This is a genomic window from Haloarchaeobius litoreus (genome assembly GCF_024495425.1).
GTDB lineage: Archaea > Halobacteriota > Halobacteria > Halobacteriales > Natrialbaceae > Haloarchaeobius > Haloarchaeobius litoreus.
Genome location: NZ_JANHJR010000004.1, coordinates 503,294 through 520,317 on the forward strand (window position 1 = coordinate 503,294; position 17,024 = coordinate 520,317).

Consider the following 17,024-nt stretch of genomic DNA (forward strand, 5'->3'; position numbering starts at 1 on the left):
AACCCGTCCTCGTAGCAGTCGATTTATTAACTCCCCCTCACCTAGCTTCAGCCAATGAGTTCACCCGACCGGGATACGCAGGATTCGTGCGACGTATCCCAGGACGGAGCGTCCTGCTGTGGAGACGACAGCGGGCGCGACGACCCAGCCCGGTCCGACGGTGGGTCCACCTCAACGGCTGGCGACAGCTCCGTCGCGGAGTTCTCGGTGCCTGACATGGACTGTCCGTCCTGTGCCGGCAAGGTCGAGAACAGCGTCAACAAACTCGACGGTATCGTCGACATCGACCCACAGATCACGACCGGGACGCTCACCGTGGTCTACGACCCGGAGCTGACCTCGCCTGCGGCGATCACCGACCGCATCGAGAAGGCCGGCTACGCCGTCGATTCGGCGGCCGACACGACGGTCTCCTACACCGTCCCCGACATGGACTGTCCATCCTGTGCCGGCAAGGTCGAGAACGCCCTGCAGTCGCTCGATGGGGTGCTGTCCATCGACCCGCAGCCGACGACCGGAAAGGTCACCGTCACCTTCGACGGGTCGGTCTCGGAGGCCGACGCAGTCCGCGCAATCGAGAAGGCCGGCTACGAGGTCACCGACAGCACCGGCAGCGTGGGTGCCAGCGAGGGTGACGCGACGGCGGAGAGCATCTGGACGAGCACGCGGGCGGTGAAGACCTGGATCAGCGGCGGCTTCCTCGCGTTCGGCCTCCTCTTCGAGTTCTTCCTCCACGCCCAGAACGGGCTGGTCGCGACAGTCGTGGGCAGCGAACTCTTCGTCGCGGACGTCCTGTTCCTCGTCGCCATCGCGAGCGGCGGCCAGGAGATCCTCCGGAACGGCTACTACTCGGCGCGGAACTTGAACCTCGACATCGACTTCCTGATGTCGGTCGCCATCCTCGGTGCGCTCGTCGCCAGCGTCGTGTTCGGCGAGGCGCTCTACTTCGAGGCCGCGACGCTCGCCTTCCTGTTCAGCGTCGCCGAACTCCTCGAACGGTACTCGATGGACCGCGCCCGGAACTCGCTGGAGGAGCTGATGGACCTCTCGCCGGACGAGGCGACCGTCAAGCGGGACGGCGACGAGGAGACGGTGCCGGTCGACGAGGTGACCATCGGCGATATCGTCGTGGTCCGCCCCGGGGAGAAGATTCCGATGGACGGCGTGGTGGTCGACGGCGAGAGCGCCGTGAACCAGGCGCCGATTACGGGCGAGAGCGTGCCCGTCGACAAGACCGGCGGCGACGAGGTGTACGCCGGTACCATCAACGAGGGTGGGTACCTCGAGGTCGAGGTGACCTCCGAGGCCGGCGACAACACGCTGTCGCGCATCGTCCAGATGGTCGAGGACGCCCAGTCGAACAAGACCGAGCGCGAGCAGTTCGTCGAACGGTTCTCGTCGTACTACACGCCGGTCGTGGTCGCGTTCGCCATCGTCGTCACCCTCGGGAGCCCGTCCGTCCTCGGCACGACCTGGTCGACCGCCGTCGTCTACGGGCTGACGCTGCTCGTGCTCGCCTGCCCGTGCGCGTTCGTCATCTCCACGCCGGTCTCGGTCGTCTCCGGCATCACGAGCGCCGCGAAGAACGGCGTGCTCATCAAGGGCGGCAACCACCTGGAGGCGATGGGCGCGGTCGAGGCGGTCGCGTTCGACAAGACGGGTACCCTCACCAAGGGTGAACTGACGGTGACCGACGTCGTCCCGCTGAACGGGAACACCGAGGCGGACGTGCTGCGGTGCGCCCGCGGCCTGGAGGCACGCAGCGAACATCCCATCGGCGAGGCCATCGTCGAGCAGGCGACCACCGTCGGCGTCGCCGAGCGCGACATCGACGACTTCGAGAGCATCACCGGCAAGGGTGTGCGCGCAGACCTCGACGGTCGGCCGCACTACGCTGGCAAGCCGGGGCTGTTCGAGGACCTCGGCTTCGACCTCTCGCACGTCCACGCGACGACGGACGGCGGCGTCGTCACGCAGACCGCACGGACCATCTGCGACCGCAACAACTGTCTCGACCTGCTGCACGACACGGTCCCCGCGCTCCAGTCGGAGGGGAAGACCGTCGTGCTCGTCGGGACCGAGGACGAACTCGAGGGCGTCATCGCGGTCGCCGACGAGGTGCGCCCCGAGGCGAGCTGGACGGTCGCACGCTTGCGGGAACTCGGCGTCGAACACACCGTCATGCTCACCGGCGACAACGAACGGACGGCCCGGGCCATCGCGGACCAGGTCGGCGTCGACGAGTTCCGCGCCGAGCTCCTCCCCGACGAGAAGGTCGCCGCCATCGAGGAGCTGAACGAGACGTACGACGGCGTCGCGATGGTCGGCGACGGCGTCAACGACGCACCCGCCCTCGCCACGGCGACCGTCGGTGTGGCGATGGGTGCCGCCGGCACCGACACGGCGCTCGAGACGGCCGACATCGCACTCATGGGCGACGACCTCGCCAAGCTGCCGTACCTCTACGAGCTGGCCCACGACGCAAACGGCGTCATCAGACAGAACGTCTGGGCCAGCCTGTTCGTCAAGGCGGCGCTCGCCGTCGGCGTCCCGTTCAACCTGGTGCCGATCTGGCTCGCCGTCCTCGCCGGCGACGCCGGGATGACCACGGCTGTCACCGGGAACGCCATGCGTCTCTCGCGGATTCGCCCCGAGAGCGACCCCGCCGGTGAACCGGCGAGGGACTGAGGGGACGGGCGAAAGGCGGCAACGCTGACTCACTCCGACAGTCGGAGAACACGCTACCGACCTCACAGTCTCCACCACTGCTCACTCTGCAGTCGAAAGCGAAATCACCGTGCTGCCCCGGGTTCACCTTCTCCACGGCGGCTCCGTCGTGTTCCAGCGAGACCGCGGTGTCGGTCCCCGCCGCTCGGCGAGGGCCTCACTCCTCGTCGAGCGTTAGCGAATCGAGGATGAACTCGTCGATGGACTGGCGGGCCTGTTCGGGTGCCTCCTCGTGGCCGAGTGCCATGCGACGGCCACGGGCCGCGTGGATGATGTCCGTGACGAGCTGGCCCATCCGTTCAGCGTCGACCTCGCGGAAGGTGCCCTGCTCCATCCCCTCCTCGACGACCTCGACGATGCTCCCACGGATGCGCTCGTAGTGGTCGTTGAATATCTCGCGGTGCGTCTCGTCGTTCTGGGCGAAGGTGTACAGCTCGTGGTACACCTTCATCCGGTCCCAGTGGGAGAACTCCTCGAACTCGGGGCCGAACAGACACTGGTCGATGCGGGCGTCGAGCTCGGTCCGGGGGTCCGCGTCGCCGTCGACCTCGACGCTGCCCTCGTACTGGTCGATGATGTACTCGAGGAACGAGGCCATGAGGTCGTACTTACCGTCGAAGTGGTAGTGGATGACCTGGCGGGTGAGCTCCATCTCCTCCCCGATGTCCCGCATCCGCAGCTCGCTGTAGCCGTGTTTGCTCAGGGCACGGAACGTGGCCTCCATGATCACCTCTTCGGTGTCCTTCGCGGAGACCTTCTCGTCCGATTCGCTCATACGTCCACTCCACCCGGGAGCTACATAACTCGATTGCCCCTGGCAGCACACGGTGCCGGTGTTTACCGCGCGGTAAATTTTTAACCTAGTGGTCAGACTGTGGTATTGAGTATGTCAGTCACACTCATACAGAACGGCACGCTCGTCACGATGGACCCCGACCTCGGGGAGATGGGCGGTGCCGACGTGCTCATCGAGGACGGCAAGATCGTCGACGTGGGGCGGAACCTGAGCGCACCCGACGCCGAGGTCATCGACGCGTCGAACCACATCGTCCTGCCGGGGTTCGTCGACTCGCACATCCACATGGCCCAGACCCAGGTGCGGGGCATCGCCGGGGACTGGTCGCTCATGGGCGAGTACTTCGAGCACATGCTCGGCAACATCACCGGGCTCTACCAGCCCGAGGACATGTACCTCGGCGGCCTCTTCGGGGCGTTCGAGAAGCTCTACACGGGGACGACCACCGCCCTGGACTGGTCCTACCCGAACTCGGTCGAACACGCCGAACGGGCCGTCGACGCGCTGCAGGACGCCGGGCTGCGCGCGGTGTACACCTGGGGCCCGCCGGGAGATGACGCGGCGAAGTGGTGGTACGAGAGCGACGTCGGCCTCCCGGAGGAGCAGATTCGCGAGGTCCACGACGGGAAGATCCGGGACGACGACCTGCTCAGCCTGGGGCTCGGGCTCCGGGGGCCGGACTTCTGCGTCGACGAGACCGCCCGCAGCGACATGGAACTGGCACGCGAACTCGGCGCTCTCGCCAGCATCCACATGGGGGCAGCGCTGTGGCCCTCGTCGGTCTACGGCGAGGACTACCAGGGCTTCGGCGCGATCTCCGACATGCTCGGGCCGGACGTCAACGTCGCCCACGCGAACCACTTCTCGCAGGAGGACGTCCAGCACGCCGTCGACGAGGGCGTCTCGTTCTCCTCGACCCCGGAGGTCGAGATGCAGATGGGCCACGGCATCCCCGTGACGGGGAAGGTGCTCGAGGCCGGCGGCCAGCCAGCCTGGGGCGTCGACGTCTGCTCGAACATCAGCGGCGACATGGGCAGCCAGATGCGCATCGGGCTGCAGGTCCAGCGGATGTTCGACAACCAGCGGACCCTGGAGGGCGACGAGGAGGTCTCCGAGGTCACCATCACCGCACGCGACACGCTGGAGATGGCGACCATGGAGGGCGCGAGGGCGCTCGACATGGCGGACCAGATCGGGAGTCTCACGCCGGGCAAGCGCGCCGACGTCGTCATGCTTCGGACGGACGACTTCATGACCGCGCCGTCGCACTCGCCCATCCAGACCGTCGTGTTCCAGTCGGACCCGTCGCACATCGACACGGTGCTCGTCGACGGCGAGCCCGTCAAGCGCGACGGCGAACTGCTGAACCCGGCTGTCGAGGAGGAGTTCGACCGCTTCGTCGCCTCCGGCCGGCGGCTCATCGACGAGGCCGGACTCGACCTGGACTGAACGCCAACACTTCCAACTCATCACAGATGCACATCGGACAATACAGGACGACAGACGACGAACAGCCGTGGTGCGGTGTCAGACGGGAGGACGGCACCGTCGTCGATCTCCCGACGGCCGGCTACCGCGCGGGTGTCGACGTCCCGAACCTGACGGCCGACCTCCTCGCGACGTGGGAGTGGCGGCGCAAGGTGGACCTGGCGGTCGAGTACGCCGAGGCGACCGGCGTGGGCGTCCACGACCACGACGACCTCGACCGACTCGCGCCCGTCACGGAGCCCTCCAAGGTCGTGTGCGTCGGCCTCAACTACCGGGACCACGCGGCGGAGGGCGACAACCCGATTCCAGACGAGCCAGTGCTGTTCTCGAAGTTCCCGTCCTCGGTGAACGGGCCCGACGACACCATCACCTGGGACCCCGACCTGACGCAGAAGGTGGACTACGAGGCCGAACTCGTCGTGGTCATCGGCGAGGAGGCTCGGCGGGTCGACGAGGACGAGGCGCTCGATCACGTCGCTGGCTTCCTCGTCGGCAACGACGTGTCGGCCCGCGACCTCCAGCACGGCGACGGCCAGTGGGTCAGGGGGAAGAGCCTCGACTCGTTCGCGCCCATCGGTCCCGAGCTCGTGACGGCCGACGAGGTGGACGACCCACACGACCTCGACATCTGGGCGGAGGTCAACGGTGAACGGTTGCAGGAGTCGACCACCGCGAACCTCATCTTCGGAATCGACGAACTGGTGTCGTTCTGCAGTCAGGCGTTCACGCTCGAACCGGGCGACCTGCTGTTCACCGGGACGCCACCGGGTGTGGGTGTCTACCGCGACCCGCCCGTCCTCCTCCAGGAGGGCGACGAGGTGACCATCGGGGTCGAGGAGGTCGGCGTGCTGACGAACGGCTGTGGATACCTGTAGGCCCTTCCGCTCCCCCGGACTACTCCTCGGCGAGCCCGAACACGTCTCTCGGATTCTCGTAGACGACCGTCCGGATGTCCGCGGGGTCGATTCCGTAGCGGTACAGCTCGAATATCGCTCGCTTGAGTGCGAACGGGTCGGTCCGGAGGACGTTCGCGCAGTCGGTGTCGACCATGATCCGCTCGGGGCCGTACTCGTCGATCGCGTTCGCCACGTCGGCGGCGTCGACGCCGACGAGCCAGGAGTGTCCGATGGTGTAGCTCAGGTGGCAGTCGGTCTCCTCCATCAGGTACGTCGTGTTGTTCCCATCGGCGTGGGAGGCGACGACCCGTCGCTCCGGCAGTCCAGCGTCGTGTGCGGCCTCGATGTCCAGTCTGACCGACTCCAGTGCGGGGTTCTCGCCGGTCAGCACGGGCTCGGTGCTCATACCCGGGTTCTTCTCGTAGCCCGGTGTGCCGATCCCGTCGCGGTAGCTCCGCTTCGACTCGGTCCCGGTGTTCGGCGTGTGGAGGATGACCGGCAGGTCGTGGTCGTTCGCGATTTCCATCTGTGCCTGCACCACGGCCTGCTGCTCGTCTGGGTCCCAGCGCTCGACGTGCTGGCTCGGGGTCACGCCAGTCTCGCCGATGGCGACAACCTCGTCGAGCGCGGCGTAGTCGTCCATCGCGGCGAGCAGTTCGTCTGGGTTCTCGATACGGACGCCGGTGTGGACGCCGAGCCCGAGCTTGGCCTCGAAGAAGTGGTTCCGCTCGATGGCGGCGCGGCGGTTGACCGCGTCGTCCCAGAGGAACCTGATGTCGCTCGCCCGGACGGGCTTGTAGGGCGTCCAGTGGTAGCCCGACGCGACCATCACCATGGACCGACAGCCCGCCAGGGCGTAGCGCTCCCGGTCCTCCCAGGAGAGGGTGTGGGCGTGGTTGTGGCAGTCGATCCAGGGGAGGTTGAGCAGCTCCGTCGGCAGGGGTGGCTGGTCCGCGAGGTACGATGCGTCGGTCGGTCGAGCGGTGGGGTAGTCCCGTGTCATTGCTGGTGTGGCCCGTACGCGGATTGGCTCGCCCGCCGGCCGGTTGCCAGGCGGCAATCGTGCTGGAAGCCCGTTCGTAGCCCTGCCACTTAGCGTTTTACAGCTTGGTAAAAACTTAATATGTGTCACCATCACACACTCCGTATGTCACTGCTCATCGGGACAGACGACGGACTGTACATGGCGGACTCCGTACCGTTCGAGCGCGACGAACTCGAGCAGGTGCTCGACTGCGGGGTGGTCACGGCCGCCGAATCCTGGCCGCACACCGACGGCGTGTTCGTCGCCTCGTCCACCGGTGCGTACCGGTCCCTCGACGGTGGGCACAGCTGGAATGACCTCGGGGTTCCACTCGGCGACCGTTTCTGGCATGCCGGCCAGAGCGAGGTCTGGTCCATCCTCGCCACCGCCGACGGGGCGCTCTACGCCGGCACGAACGACCCCTACATCTTCCGGTCGGTCGACGACGGCGAGACGTGGGCGGAGCTCAAGGGCTTCCGTGATCTCCCCTCGCGCGGCCACTGGGAGTCGCCCATCGACCCACACTACGCTCGACTGCGGGCGCTCGAGACGGTCCCCGGGCGGCCGGACCACCTCATCGCCGGGGTCGAGGCCGGCGGCATCCACCTCAGCACCGACGGCGGGCAGAGCTGGCAGGACCGCCGCGACACCATCGTCGACGACGTACACCAGATACACCCCATCTCCGAGGACGTCTGGCTGGCGACGACGGGCTACCTCGACCACGACCTCGAGAACCTCGGACTCGGCCACGCGGTCGGTGAAGGCGGGCTCTGGCGGACGGTCGATGGGGGCGACTCCTGGGACCGCATCGACCGGGGCAACGACTACTCGTACATCAGGTCCGTGTTCGTCCACGACGGCACCGTCCTCTTCGGCGGCGGCGAGGAGGCACCACCGGCCTGGGTGAACGACGAGCACGGCGTGGCGCTGTTCGAGTCGACGAACTTCTGTCGCGACCTCGAACGCGTGTCCTACCCCGGCGAACCACACGAGGTCGTCGAGACGTGGGCCGTCCACGACGGCGACGTCGTCTGTGGCTCGGGGCTGTTCGACGTGCCGGACCAGCGTGACGACGTCGAGGGCCGCATCATGCGTCGAACGGACGCCGGCGAGTACGAGACCGTCGGCCGCCTGGGGGCAAACGTCAGCCGACTGGAGGTGGTCTGAGCCATGGGCGACGCACCCTCGCGGCTCGGTCGACTGCTGTTCAGCGGAACGCTCGTCTACATGGCAATCGACGGATTCCGCAACAACGACAAGCGGGTGGAGATCGCAGCGCAGAAGGGCCTGCCGAATGCAGACGTCGCCGTGCCAGTCGTCACGGGGATGCTGCTCGTCGCCAACATCGGGATCCTCCTCTGGCGCTTCCCCCGGGCGTCGGTCGGCGCTGTCATCCTCTTCTTCCTCGGGACGACGCCGGTCATCCACGACTTCTGGACGATGGAGGGGCAGGAACGACAGGCGAACAAGGTGAACTTCTGCAAGAACGTCGCACTGCTCGGCGGGGCGGTGCTCCTGCTCTCCGAGGCGGCCGGTGACGGCGACGGCGATGCCGACGACAGGTGAGTCCGCGACGATGGACGCACACCACCGAGTCCTCCCTCAGTGCGCGGACATCTCGGAGACGACGTTCACCGCGTAGACACCGACGAGGATGCACAGGATACCGACGACGCCGGCGAGGTCCACCGGCTCGTCGAACACCACGACACCGATCGCAGCCACGCCGACGATTCCGAGGGCCGCCCAGGTGCCGTAGACGACGCCGATCGGCAGCTCCTCCAGCGTCAGCGACACCAGGTAGAAGGCGACGCCGTAGCCGACGACGACCGCAACGCTCGGCAGCGGTTTCGAGAACCCGTCGGACAGCTTCAGTGCGGTCGTTCCGAACAGTTCCGAGATGATGGCTGCGGCGAGCAGCACGTAGGGGTGCATGGTCGCCGGTGCCGGCGCGACGCGTTTGACTGTTCCCGAACCGGGTGCCACTTGCAGCCCGTTTCAGGGGGACTCCATGGCGCAGCGGCCGTCGGAGCTCGCACCATTTTTGTCGCGGAACCGAGAACCACTCGGTGATGACGGCGCTCGGAGAACTCGGCCTGTCGAGCTACGAGGAGCAGGTCTACCGGACGTTGCTCGTGACCGGTACGACGACGGCCGCCGACCTCTCGACCGCCAGCGACGTGCCGCGTGGCCGCATCTACGACGTGCTCAACGGGCTCCAGTCCCGGGGGCTCGTCGGGACGCAGTCGACGGAGCCGACCCGGTACCACGCCGTCGAGCCAGATGTCGCGGTCGACAGGCTGCTCGCCGAGCGGACCCGCGAACTCGCCGACGAGTGGGAGCGGTATCGTGGCGTCGCCCGCTCGATCCGGACGAACCTGCTCCCGACCGCCCCCGCGGACGCGAGCGTCTGGCTCGGGTCGCTCGGTAGCGAGGAGATGCAGACGGCGATGCAGGAGCACACGCGGACCGCGACGGAGTCGGTGCTGGCGACGGTCGGGCCGCCGTACCAGCACGCGTCGTGGGAGACGCTTCGGACCGAGGTGGCGGCATTCCTCGACGGCACCGCGGACGGGCTCTCCGTCTCGCTCGTCCTCGCCGATGGCGTGCTCGACAGCCTCCCCGACGGCTTCCCCGGTGTCGTCGACTCGGCACCGGGAACCTTCGAGATACGCACCCACCCGACGGTCCCGCTCTCCTTCGACGTCGTCGACGGGGAGCTGGCGACGCTCGACGTGCCACACCCCGTGCACCGAGACGACCGCCTCGGCGTCGTCGGCGTGTCCGACCCCGATGTCGTCGCGGCGTTCGAGCGGGAGTTCCATGCTCTCTGGTCGGACGCGACGCCGCTGCTCTAGACCCCGGCCGTCGATTCGAGCCGGTCCCGTGCGACCACGCCGAGCAGGGCGAGAATCGGCACGAACAGCAGGCCCGCGACGACGAACGGCGACCAGTACGCGATGGCGACGTAGAGCAACCCCGCCGCTGCCGGACCGAACGTCCGCGCGAGGCTGCTCGCGGACTGGGTGAGGCCGAACGCGCCGCCCTGCTCGTCGGCCTCGGCGTTCAGAGAGACCAGCGCGTTCAGCGAGACGTTGGTCAGTGCGTTGCCGAACGCGAGCGGCGTCGAGACGAGCGCGAGCGCGACGGCACCGGACTCGACCGGGCCGAGGGCGGGGACGAACCCCCACGAGAGCGAGAACGGGACCATGGCGAGGGTCACGACCTGGATGGCCGCGCCAGCAAGCGCGAGCCGGTACTCCCCGAAGCGCTCGGTGAGCGGCCCGATGAGCCCGCCCTGGACGATGGCGATGAGCACGCCGATGTACGTCAGCAGCACCGCGTTCTCGGCGGTCCCGTAGCCGAGGCGGTCGCTGGTGAGGAAGATGAACTGGCTCTCGAACGCCGAGAACGCGAAGGAGGCGAGGAAGAACGCCACGACCAGCGAGCCGATGTCCGGGGACCGGACCGCGTCGTACAGCTGTCGGAGACGGGAGTCCGCGTCGGTCGCGGTACGCTCCCTGCGGTTCGGCTCGGGGAGCACGAAGTACGCGAGGACGAGGTTCCCACCGGTCAGCACCGCCGCGGTGAACGACGGCATCGTGAACTCGCTGACCGGCATCGCCGACGGCAGCACCGTCTCGAACACGGAGAGCGCCTGCGGACTGGAGACGATTCCCGCGATGGCGGGGCCGAAGACGAACCCCAGGCCGAACGCCGCACCGAGGATACCGAGCCCCTTCGCCCGGTCCTCCGGCGGCGTGATGTCCGCCATGTAGGCGTTCGCGGTGGCGATGTTCCCGCCCATCGCGCCGGCGAGGGCCCGGGCGAAGAACAGCACGACCAGCCCGTTGGCCGCACCGAACGCGCTCCCGAGTTCCCCCGCCAGCCCGAACAGCGTCCACGCGAGCACGCTCCCGGTGAGCGACAGGAGGAGCACCGGTCGTCGGCCCCGTTCGTCCGAGAGCCGGCCGAGGATGGGAGCGCCGACGAACTGGAACAGCGAGTACGTGGCGATGAGCAGACTGCCGACGAACTCGTTCGCGCCGAAGAACTTCGCGTACAGCGGGATGACCGGGATGAGGATGCCGAAGCCGAGCAGGTCGAGGAAGATGACGAGGAACAGCGTCCCGACGACCCGCCGCCGTGTCATGCCCGGGACGGGAACCCCATCGTCGCCGCCCCCGCTCTCGTCGGAGTCCCCGTTCACGGGAGTTCGGTGGCAGGCTCCGACGAAAGAAGTTCCGGTGCCTCCGGGCCCTCAGCGGGGGTCGAGACCGACCGCGTCCGCGAGTAGCTCGTGCGACCGCAGCCCGTCGTCGTGATCGGCGACCACGTGCTGGATCATGACCTCGTCGACGCCGACGCGGTCGGCGAGCTGTTCGAGCAGTCCGGCGATAGTCCCGGGACTCCCCGAGATGGCGCGGGGCCACTCGTCGTCGTCGAGCGTCTCCGGCGTCGGTTCGGGGACCCCGCCGAGCTCGTCGATGGCCTCCTCGACGGAGGGGGTGGTCCCCAGCTCGCCGCGCCGGAGCCGCTGGTAGGAGGCCTCTGCGACGGCTCGAAGCCGGGCGGCCGCCTCGTCGGTCTCGGCGCAGACGGCGTTCACCGCGACGATCCCGGTCGGCTCGTCGACCCCGCCAGCGATAGTTGATCGCTGGAACTCCTCGCGGTACGTGTCGAACGAGTGTTCGGCCCACTGTGGGCGGATGAACCCGGCGAAGCAGTACGGCATTCCGAGCTCGGCGGCGAGCTCCGCGCTCGACGGGCTGGAGCCGAGCAGCCAGGGCTCTGGCGGCGCTTCGCCGGAGCGAGGCACCGACAGGCCGGCGTACTCGTGGCCCGCCGGGTAGTCGTCGTAGAGGTGGTTGACGACCGCTTCGACCCGCTCCCGGTGGTCGCCGTCGGGGTCCTCGACGTGCCGCTCCGTCCCGAGCGCACGGTCGCTCTCGGGGGAGCCGTTCGCCCGTCCGAGCCCGGCGTCGATGCGCCCCGGTGCGAGTCCGTCGAGCGCGCCGAACACCTCCGCGACCTTGAACGGGCTGTAGTGGTTCAGCAGGACGGCTCCCGAGCCGAGCCTGATGTCGTCGGTCTCGGCCGCGAGGTGGCCCAGCAGCACCTCCGGCGTCGTGCCGGCAAGTCGCTCCGCCATCCCGTGGTGTTCGGCGACCCAGAACCGCTCGAATCCGAGTCGCTCGGCCTGCTGTGCCGCCTCGACCGTGTTCGCGTACGCCTCGGTTGCGGTGCCGCCGTCCGGGACCGGTGAGAGGTCGACGATAGAGAGATCCATGGCGGTCATCGGGGACTCCAGCGGAAAACGGTTTGCCAAGCAGCAGTCCGATGTCGGCAGGAAGACACCGGGGACCGAACGAGGACGCCGGAGGTACAGACTGCCCGACGGTCAGCATCACAGCGCCGTCGTACCGGGGTCGCGCGCGGTCGGAGCCTCAACCGCCCAGGAACGACCTGAGGGACGACCCGAGCCCGACGAGGGACATGAAGCCACCGATCCCGACGAACTTGAGCGGTGTGTTCGTCCGTTGCGCGGTCAGGAACGCCTCGCCGGGCGAACCCGGGTCGACGTACGCGGTCGCGCTGCCGTTCACCTCGTACCTCGCTAGCTCCGATTCGGCGGCGTCGCGGGTTCCGAAGGTCGGTCCCGTCGAGCCCGGGTAGACGTTGTGGGACGTGTACGTCTCGCCCCCGTACCGGTACTCGTAGGTAGCCGTCGGCCGGTAGTCCGTCCTCCCGCGACGCTGTGGCACGTCCGCGACGCCCGTCTCGACCACCGTGGCGTTCACCTCGACCGCGTCCCGCATCGCCTCCGACTGCTGGTGGTAGTCGTACGCGCCGTAGCCGACGAGCAGACAGCCGACCAGCACGACCAGTAGGCCGCCTCGGAGCGGACCGGGGGTCCGCCCGGGGACGGAGATGTCGAGCTTAGGCGTCATCCTCGGCCCCTGGGCGGTAGTGTTCCCGGTGGACGACCGTCTCCTCGGTGCCGTCGACGGCGGTCACGACGAGCCGGTCGCCAGCCGCGGCCGCCTCGATGGTACCGGTGTTCCCGGCCCAGCTGGTCGAGACCGGCCCGTCCTGCTCGGTGTAGAACTCCAGCTCCGCGTCGGCGACGGCCGTCTCGATGCGGACCGTGTCGGCCTCGACACCCGGCGTCTCGGTGAGGGCGACACGGACCCCGATACGCTCGTTCGCGGCTCCCGTACCGGACGCGCGAGACCCGCGCTCGACGTCCCAGGTCACCGATTCGACCACGTCGTGTGCCTCGTCTACGACGGGGGGCTCGAACGACTCCCGGGCGCTTCCCGTCGAGCGCGCCTCGCTACTGACGAAGAACACTCGCCACTCACCGTCGTCGGTGGCGAGTATCCAGCTGTCCTTCTGGTCGGCGGTCAACGGCTCCGCACCCACGTCGACGACCGCGATATCCTCGGACCCGATCCGGGTCCCGAGTTCGTCGCGGTCGAACCAGATGCCGATACCCGGGTACTCGAACAGGAGTTCGACGGACACGTCGGTGGTCACGTCCTCGAGTTCGAATCCATCGACTGCCTTGTACACCGAGCCGTCGAACTCCCAGTCCGTCCCGTCCCAGCGATCCGGGTCGAGGACGCTCGCGCTGTGGACGACGGCCGAGAGGGCGTCCATGTCCTCCGCGGCAGCGTCGTCGATGTACTCGCCCACGAGCCCACGCGCAGTCTCCCTGAAGGTCGGGGTCGTCGTCGGACCGTCTCCGGTCTCGTCGCCCACGTCGAGACTGTCGTCGAGACAGCCAGCCAGTGCGGCAGTCACCGTGGCGGCACCACCGGCGAGGAAGCGGCGGCGGGAGGCGGTGGGTCGTTCGTCGTCGCTACGCGGTCGGGACCAGTTCGGTCGGTCTGCCATCGTGACCGAGCCCAGGGCCGACCGGTGTGTAAACCAGGGTGCGGAATTGGCGGGCACCGAACGCGAATTCACTGCCGCCGCCGACCGTTTGGTGGCCGCCAAACCGGTTCCTGATTGCGATTCCGGGCGGCCCGCTCAGCTGGTCAACTCTCGGCCCCACTCGAGCACGTCCGGTGCGAGCGGGTACTCCCACGCCGTCCCGAAGATCGCCTTCCCCATGCCGACCACAGAGAAGACCATCGTCAGCAACGTCATGATCGCCAGTGCGAAGACGCCGGCGACGACCACCAGAAGGAGCACGAGTACCACCCAGTCGAACGGCGCGAAATCGGGCAGCACCGCGTCGACGACGAACGTGAGTGCGAAGCCGAACAGCACCGCGGCCAGTACACAGAGGTACGTCAGGTGCCAGTTCAGCACGTTCCGGGCGTTCTCCCGGGTGAACGGGTGGTCGGTGGTCAGGTAGACGATTCCCGGCAGCGCCACCCCCGAGAGCAGGCCGAGCGGGTGGAGGAAGATACCGGTCAGCGTTCGCTCCGTCAGCAGGCTCGGACCCGGCCGGGACTCCTCGAACTCGGTCGCGCCCTCCTCCTCGTCGGTCGTCGGTCGTCTGGGGCGTTTCACGGTCTGTCCTCCTCCGGATGGTTCGACCACGGTACGAGTCGCCCCAGCCCGCCAGCTCTGAGGGTTCTGGCGACTCGCTCCGCGAACAGCAGCCCCAGACAGACGAGGAAGAGGTTCCCCGCCGCTCCCCAGAGCCTGACGCCGCTCCCGATGGAGGGGTCCACGGGGAGCACCGCCGTCACCGCTCCGAGCGAGAAGAGCACCAGGCTCAGCTGGAAGCCCGCGAGGACGAGCGTCCTGATGCCCGCCGGATTCCGCAGCCGGACGAAGTCGGTCACCGAGAGGGTATCGAGGGGCGTCTCGTGTGCGAGCGCCTGCTGTCCCTCGGGCGACACCGGCCACGCCGACTGGGGGTGGTTGATGTAGTACAGCGTGATCGTGTCCGGGTACGCCTCCGTCGCGACCACGTCGATCTCGCGGAGCTCGTTCAGTCTGTTGCGTACCGTCTCCTTGCTCACGTCGGGGGTGACCCGGGCGCGGATCTGCTCCGCGGAGAAGAACGGTCGCTCGGCGTCGAGCATCGTCTCGACCACGTGCTCCTGCGTGAGCTTCTTGGTGAAGTCGTGGTCGATGCGGTCGTCGATCCAGGGTGGGAGGGCCGTCATCTGCGTAGTAGTTCTCCGTTTCGTGGAGCGGGTTGTAAACGTCCGACCGGATTTTGCGGGCACCAAACGGGAAAACTCACCGATACGGCGTCGCCCCGGTTCGATGCGACCGCATCCGTACCGACGTCTGGCGGCACTCGCCCCCGTCATTCATTACCTCGTCGATGCTGTCTCCCGTATGGACCTCACGGCGCGGGAGATAGACATCGCGACTCCCACACCGACGGTCATCCTCCACACGGCCGACGCCGAGGAGCTGGGGGCGCATTCACTCGACCGCATCCGCATCAAGCGCGACGGTCGTACCTACACGGGTATCGTCGAGACGACGACCGAACTCGTCGAGCAGGGGGGACTGGCCGTGACGAGCCGGCTCGGCCACGTCACCGGTCCGGTCACCGTCTCGCTCGCGCCGAAGCCACGGTCGGTCGCCCACATCCGGGCGAAGCTCGAGGACCACGAGCTCGAGCGCGGGGACATCCAGGAGATCGTCCACGACATCGACCGATACCGACTCAACGACGTCGAGCTGGGGGCGTACGTCTCCGCCATCCAGGCCAACGGGCTCTCGCACGAGGAGACCCGCCACCTCACCGAGGCGATGACCGCCGCCGGCCAGCGTATCGAGTGGTCACAGGACGTCATCGCCGACAAACACTCCATCGGTGGTGTCGCCGGCAACCGTGTCACCCCCATCATCGTCCCCATCGTCGCGGCGGCCGGGGTCACCATCCCGAAGACCTCGTCGCGGGCCATCACCTCGCCCGCGGGGACTGCGGACACGATGGCGGTGTTCTGCGAGGTGGCGTTCACGACCGAGGAGATGCGGGACATCGTCGAGGAGACCAACGGCTGCGTCGTCTGGGGTGGCAGCGTCGACCTCTCGCCGGTCGACGACAAGATAATCCGTGCCGAGAACCCGCTCTCCGTGGACCCGCCGGGCCAGATCATCGCCTCCGTCCTCTCGAAGAAGAAGAGCGCGGGCTCGAACCACGTGATAATCGACATCCCCTACGGCGAGAACGCGAAGGTGACGAGCCTCGTCGCCGCCCGCGAACTCGCGGAGGACTTCCGTCTGGTCGCGGAGCACCTCGACCTCGAGATCGCCTGCACCATCACCCGTGGTGGCCAGCCGATCGGCGAGGGGATCGGCCCGGTTCTGGAGGCCCGCGACGTGCTCGCGGTTCTCGACGGCGGCGGTCCGCTTGAACTCCGTCTCAAGAGCATCAGACTCGCCGACATCCTGTTCGACCTCTGTGACGTGGACGCGGACGCCGCCGAGTTGCTGGACTCCGGTGCGGCCCTATCGAAGTTCCGGGAGATCGTCGCCGCCCAGGGGGGAGACCCCGACGTCGAACGCGACGACCTCCGGCCGGGCGGGCATCGACACGTCGTGACCGCCGGACGCGACGGTGTCGTGATGACCGTCCAGAACCGCTACATCAGCGAAGTGGCGCGACGGGCCGGTGCCCCGCGGGACCCCGGTGCCGGCATCAGGCTCCACTGCCGCGAGGACGACGATGTCGCTGCCGACGACGAACTCTTCACGATATACGCCGAGAAACGGAGCAAACTGACGGAGGCCGTCGACTACCACGACGAGGTCGAGGCGGTCCGCATCGGCGACCCCGACGAGGCACTCATCGAGCGGCGCTGACCCGGTCGGCGGTCGTTCGGCCAGCCTCCGGCCGTGGGTTCCCCCACTCCGTCAGCGCCTCGCTGTCGTCGGTCTCATCGGCGAGTCCGAGAGAACTCCCGTGGGAGGGGGTTCCGAAGGCCGTGTGAGACGGTTGCCGCGACCCCCTCGAACCGCTCGCCGAGCGTCGGAGCTCCTGCCACCGATACCCGACAGAGGGTGGCGACCTCCGGGGCCGCACCCGACCAGAGGCGCGTCTGGATTGCCGGAGAACCGTTCGTTCGCTATCACGCCTCGGCCCCACTTCTTCCCGAGCGCCAACCCT

Annotated in this window: 16 protein-coding genes; 7 read left to right on the forward strand and 9 right to left on the reverse strand. The window is 68.0% G+C overall.

Going from position 1 to position 17,024, the window contains the following annotated elements:
• The first annotated feature begins 54 nt into the window (after window positions 1–54).
• On the forward strand, window positions 55–2,688 hold the full coding sequence (locus NOW55_RS20120; RefSeq protein WP_390293627.1) for a heavy metal translocating P-type ATPase: 2,634 nt from the start codon (window positions 55–57) through the stop codon (window positions 2,686–2,688).
• A gap of 196 nt (window positions 2,689–2,884) precedes the next feature.
• Here the strand turns inward: NOW55_RS20120 and NOW55_RS20125 are convergent, their stop codons facing one another.
• The gene (locus NOW55_RS20125; protein ID WP_256401916.1) at window positions 2,885–3,502 is read right to left on the reverse strand and encodes a TetR/AcrR family transcriptional regulator; all 618 of its coding nucleotides are present in this window, start codon (window positions 3,500–3,502) and stop codon (window positions 2,885–2,887) included.
• Between the two features lie 111 nt (window positions 3,503–3,613).
• Here NOW55_RS20125 and NOW55_RS20130 point away from each other — a divergent pair, with 111 nt between their 5' ends.
• Together NOW55_RS20130 and NOW55_RS20135 are read left to right on the forward strand one after the other, a co-directional pair.
• Entirely contained in the window at window positions 3,614–4,972 is a 1,359-nt protein-coding gene (locus NOW55_RS20130; protein ID WP_256401917.1) for an amidohydrolase family protein, read from the forward strand.
• A gap of 26 nt (window positions 4,973–4,998) precedes the next feature.
• Window positions 4,999–5,886 (forward strand): fumarylacetoacetate hydrolase family protein, encoded by an 888-nt coding sequence (locus tag NOW55_RS20135; RefSeq protein ID WP_256401918.1) that lies wholly within the window; start codon window positions 4,999–5,001, stop codon window positions 5,884–5,886.
• Between the two features lie 19 nt (window positions 5,887–5,905).
• Here the strand turns inward: NOW55_RS20135 and NOW55_RS20140 are convergent, their stop codons facing one another.
• Window positions 5,906–6,910, reverse strand: a complete 1,005-nt coding sequence (locus NOW55_RS20140; RefSeq protein WP_256401919.1) for a TatD family hydrolase — start codon at window positions 6,908–6,910, stop codon at window positions 5,906–5,908.
• A gap of 144 nt (window positions 6,911–7,054) precedes the next feature.
• Here NOW55_RS20140 and NOW55_RS20145 point away from each other — a divergent pair, with 144 nt between their 5' ends.
• Together NOW55_RS20145 and NOW55_RS20150 are read left to right on the forward strand one after the other, a co-directional pair.
• Window positions 7,055–8,101 carry a beta propeller repeat protein gene (locus tag NOW55_RS20145; protein WP_256401920.1) on the forward strand — a complete coding sequence of 349 codons (1,047 nt, stop codon included), beginning with the start codon at window positions 7,055–7,057 and terminating at the stop codon, window positions 8,099–8,101.
• A 3-nt stretch (window positions 8,102–8,104) separates the two neighbouring features.
• A complete protein-coding gene (locus NOW55_RS20150) occupies window positions 8,105–8,500 on the forward strand; it encodes a DoxX family protein (protein ID WP_256401921.1) in 396 nt (131 codons plus the stop codon).
• A gap of 36 nt (window positions 8,501–8,536) precedes the next feature.
• On the opposite strand, the gene NOW55_RS20155 is transcribed toward NOW55_RS20150, so the two are convergent.
• A complete protein-coding gene (locus NOW55_RS20155) occupies window positions 8,537–8,869 on the reverse strand; it encodes a DMT family transporter (RefSeq protein WP_256401922.1) in 333 nt (110 codons plus the stop codon).
• Between the two features lie 137 nt (window positions 8,870–9,006).
• Here NOW55_RS20155 and NOW55_RS20160 point away from each other — a divergent pair, with 137 nt between their 5' ends.
• A complete protein-coding gene (locus NOW55_RS20160; RefSeq protein ID WP_256401923.1) occupies window positions 9,007–9,792 on the forward strand; it encodes a TrmB family transcriptional regulator in 786 nt (261 codons plus the stop codon).
• Here the strand turns inward: NOW55_RS20160 and NOW55_RS20165 are convergent.
• From NOW55_RS20165 to NOW55_RS20190, 6 genes are all read right to left on the reverse strand, one after another.
• On the reverse strand, window positions 9,789–11,087 hold the full coding sequence (locus NOW55_RS20165) for an MFS transporter (RefSeq protein ID WP_303648864.1): 1,299 nt from the start codon (window positions 11,085–11,087) through the stop codon (window positions 9,789–9,791). The two genes, NOW55_RS20160 and NOW55_RS20165, sit on opposite strands and share 4 nt — an antisense overlap.
• A 108-nt stretch (window positions 11,088–11,195) precedes the next feature.
• Window positions 11,196–12,224 carry an LLM class flavin-dependent oxidoreductase gene (locus tag NOW55_RS20170; protein WP_256401925.1) on the reverse strand — a complete coding sequence of 343 codons (1,029 nt, stop codon included), beginning with the start codon at window positions 12,222–12,224 and terminating at the stop codon, window positions 11,196–11,198.
• A gap of 157 nt (window positions 12,225–12,381) precedes the next feature.
• Window positions 12,382–12,885: a DUF3592 domain-containing protein gene (locus NOW55_RS20175; RefSeq protein ID WP_256401926.1), complete on the reverse strand. Its 504-nt coding sequence runs from the start codon at window positions 12,883–12,885 to the stop codon at window positions 12,382–12,384.
• The gene (locus tag NOW55_RS20180; protein ID WP_256401927.1) at window positions 12,875–13,834 is read right to left on the reverse strand and encodes a hypothetical protein; all 960 of its coding nucleotides are present in this window, start codon (window positions 13,832–13,834) and stop codon (window positions 12,875–12,877) included. Before NOW55_RS20180 ends, NOW55_RS20175 begins: the two co-directional genes overlap by 11 nt.
• 135 nt (window positions 13,835–13,969) lie before the next feature.
• Window positions 13,970–14,458: a DUF4870 domain-containing protein gene (locus NOW55_RS20185; RefSeq protein WP_256401928.1), complete on the reverse strand. Its 489-nt coding sequence runs from the start codon at window positions 14,456–14,458 to the stop codon at window positions 13,970–13,972.
• A complete protein-coding gene (locus NOW55_RS20190; protein WP_256401929.1) occupies window positions 14,455–15,063 on the reverse strand; it encodes a helix-turn-helix domain-containing protein in 609 nt (202 codons plus the stop codon). Before NOW55_RS20190 ends, NOW55_RS20185 begins: the two co-directional genes overlap by 4 nt.
• Window positions 15,064–15,241: 178 nt before the next feature.
• On the opposite strand from NOW55_RS20190, the gene NOW55_RS20195 reads away from it, so the two are divergent.
• Window positions 15,242–16,720 carry an AMP phosphorylase gene (locus tag NOW55_RS20195; RefSeq protein ID WP_256401930.1) on the forward strand — a complete coding sequence of 493 codons (1,479 nt, stop codon included), beginning with the start codon at window positions 15,242–15,244 and terminating at the stop codon, window positions 16,718–16,720.
• Window positions 16,721–17,024 lie beyond the last annotated feature (304 nt).

Excerpts from the sequence above, each read along its gene's own strand:
- NOW55_RS20120 (WP_390293627.1), top strand. The coding sequence starts at position 55 with ATGAGTTCACCCGACCGGGATACGCAGGATTCGTGCGACGTATCCCAG.
- NOW55_RS20125 (WP_256401916.1), bottom strand. The coding sequence starts at position 3,502 with ATGAGCGAATCGGACGAGAAGGTCTCCGCGAAGGACACCGAAGAGGTG.
- NOW55_RS20130 (WP_256401917.1), top strand. The coding sequence starts at position 3,614 with ATGTCAGTCACACTCATACAGAACGGCACGCTCGTCACGATGGACCCC.
- NOW55_RS20135 (WP_256401918.1), top strand. The coding sequence starts at position 4,999 with ATGCACATCGGACAATACAGGACGACAGACGACGAACAGCCGTGGTGC.
- NOW55_RS20140 (WP_256401919.1), bottom strand. The coding sequence starts at position 6,910 with ATGACACGGGACTACCCCACCGCTCGACCGACCGACGCATCGTACCTC.
- NOW55_RS20145 (WP_256401920.1), top strand. The coding sequence starts at position 7,055 with ATGTCACTGCTCATCGGGACAGACGACGGACTGTACATGGCGGACTCC.
- NOW55_RS20150 (WP_256401921.1), top strand. The coding sequence starts at position 8,105 with ATGGGCGACGCACCCTCGCGGCTCGGTCGACTGCTGTTCAGCGGAACG.
- NOW55_RS20155 (WP_256401922.1), bottom strand. The coding sequence starts at position 8,869 with ATGCACCCCTACGTGCTGCTCGCCGCAGCCATCATCTCGGAACTGTTC.
- NOW55_RS20160 (WP_256401923.1), top strand. The coding sequence starts at position 9,007 with ATGACGGCGCTCGGAGAACTCGGCCTGTCGAGCTACGAGGAGCAGGTC.
- NOW55_RS20165 (WP_303648864.1), bottom strand. The coding sequence starts at position 11,087 with ATGACACGGCGGCGGGTCGTCGGGACGCTGTTCCTCGTCATCTTCCTC.
- NOW55_RS20170 (WP_256401925.1), bottom strand. The coding sequence starts at position 12,224 with ATGGATCTCTCTATCGTCGACCTCTCACCGGTCCCGGACGGCGGCACC.
- NOW55_RS20175 (WP_256401926.1), bottom strand. The coding sequence starts at position 12,885 with ATGACGCCTAAGCTCGACATCTCCGTCCCCGGGCGGACCCCCGGTCCG.
- NOW55_RS20180 (WP_256401927.1), bottom strand. The coding sequence starts at position 13,834 with ATGGCAGACCGACCGAACTGGTCCCGACCGCGTAGCGACGACGAACGA.
- NOW55_RS20190 (WP_256401929.1), bottom strand. The coding sequence starts at position 15,063 with ATGACGGCCCTCCCACCCTGGATCGACGACCGCATCGACCACGACTTC.
- NOW55_RS20195 (WP_256401930.1), top strand. The coding sequence starts at position 15,242 with ATGGACCTCACGGCGCGGGAGATAGACATCGCGACTCCCACACCGACG.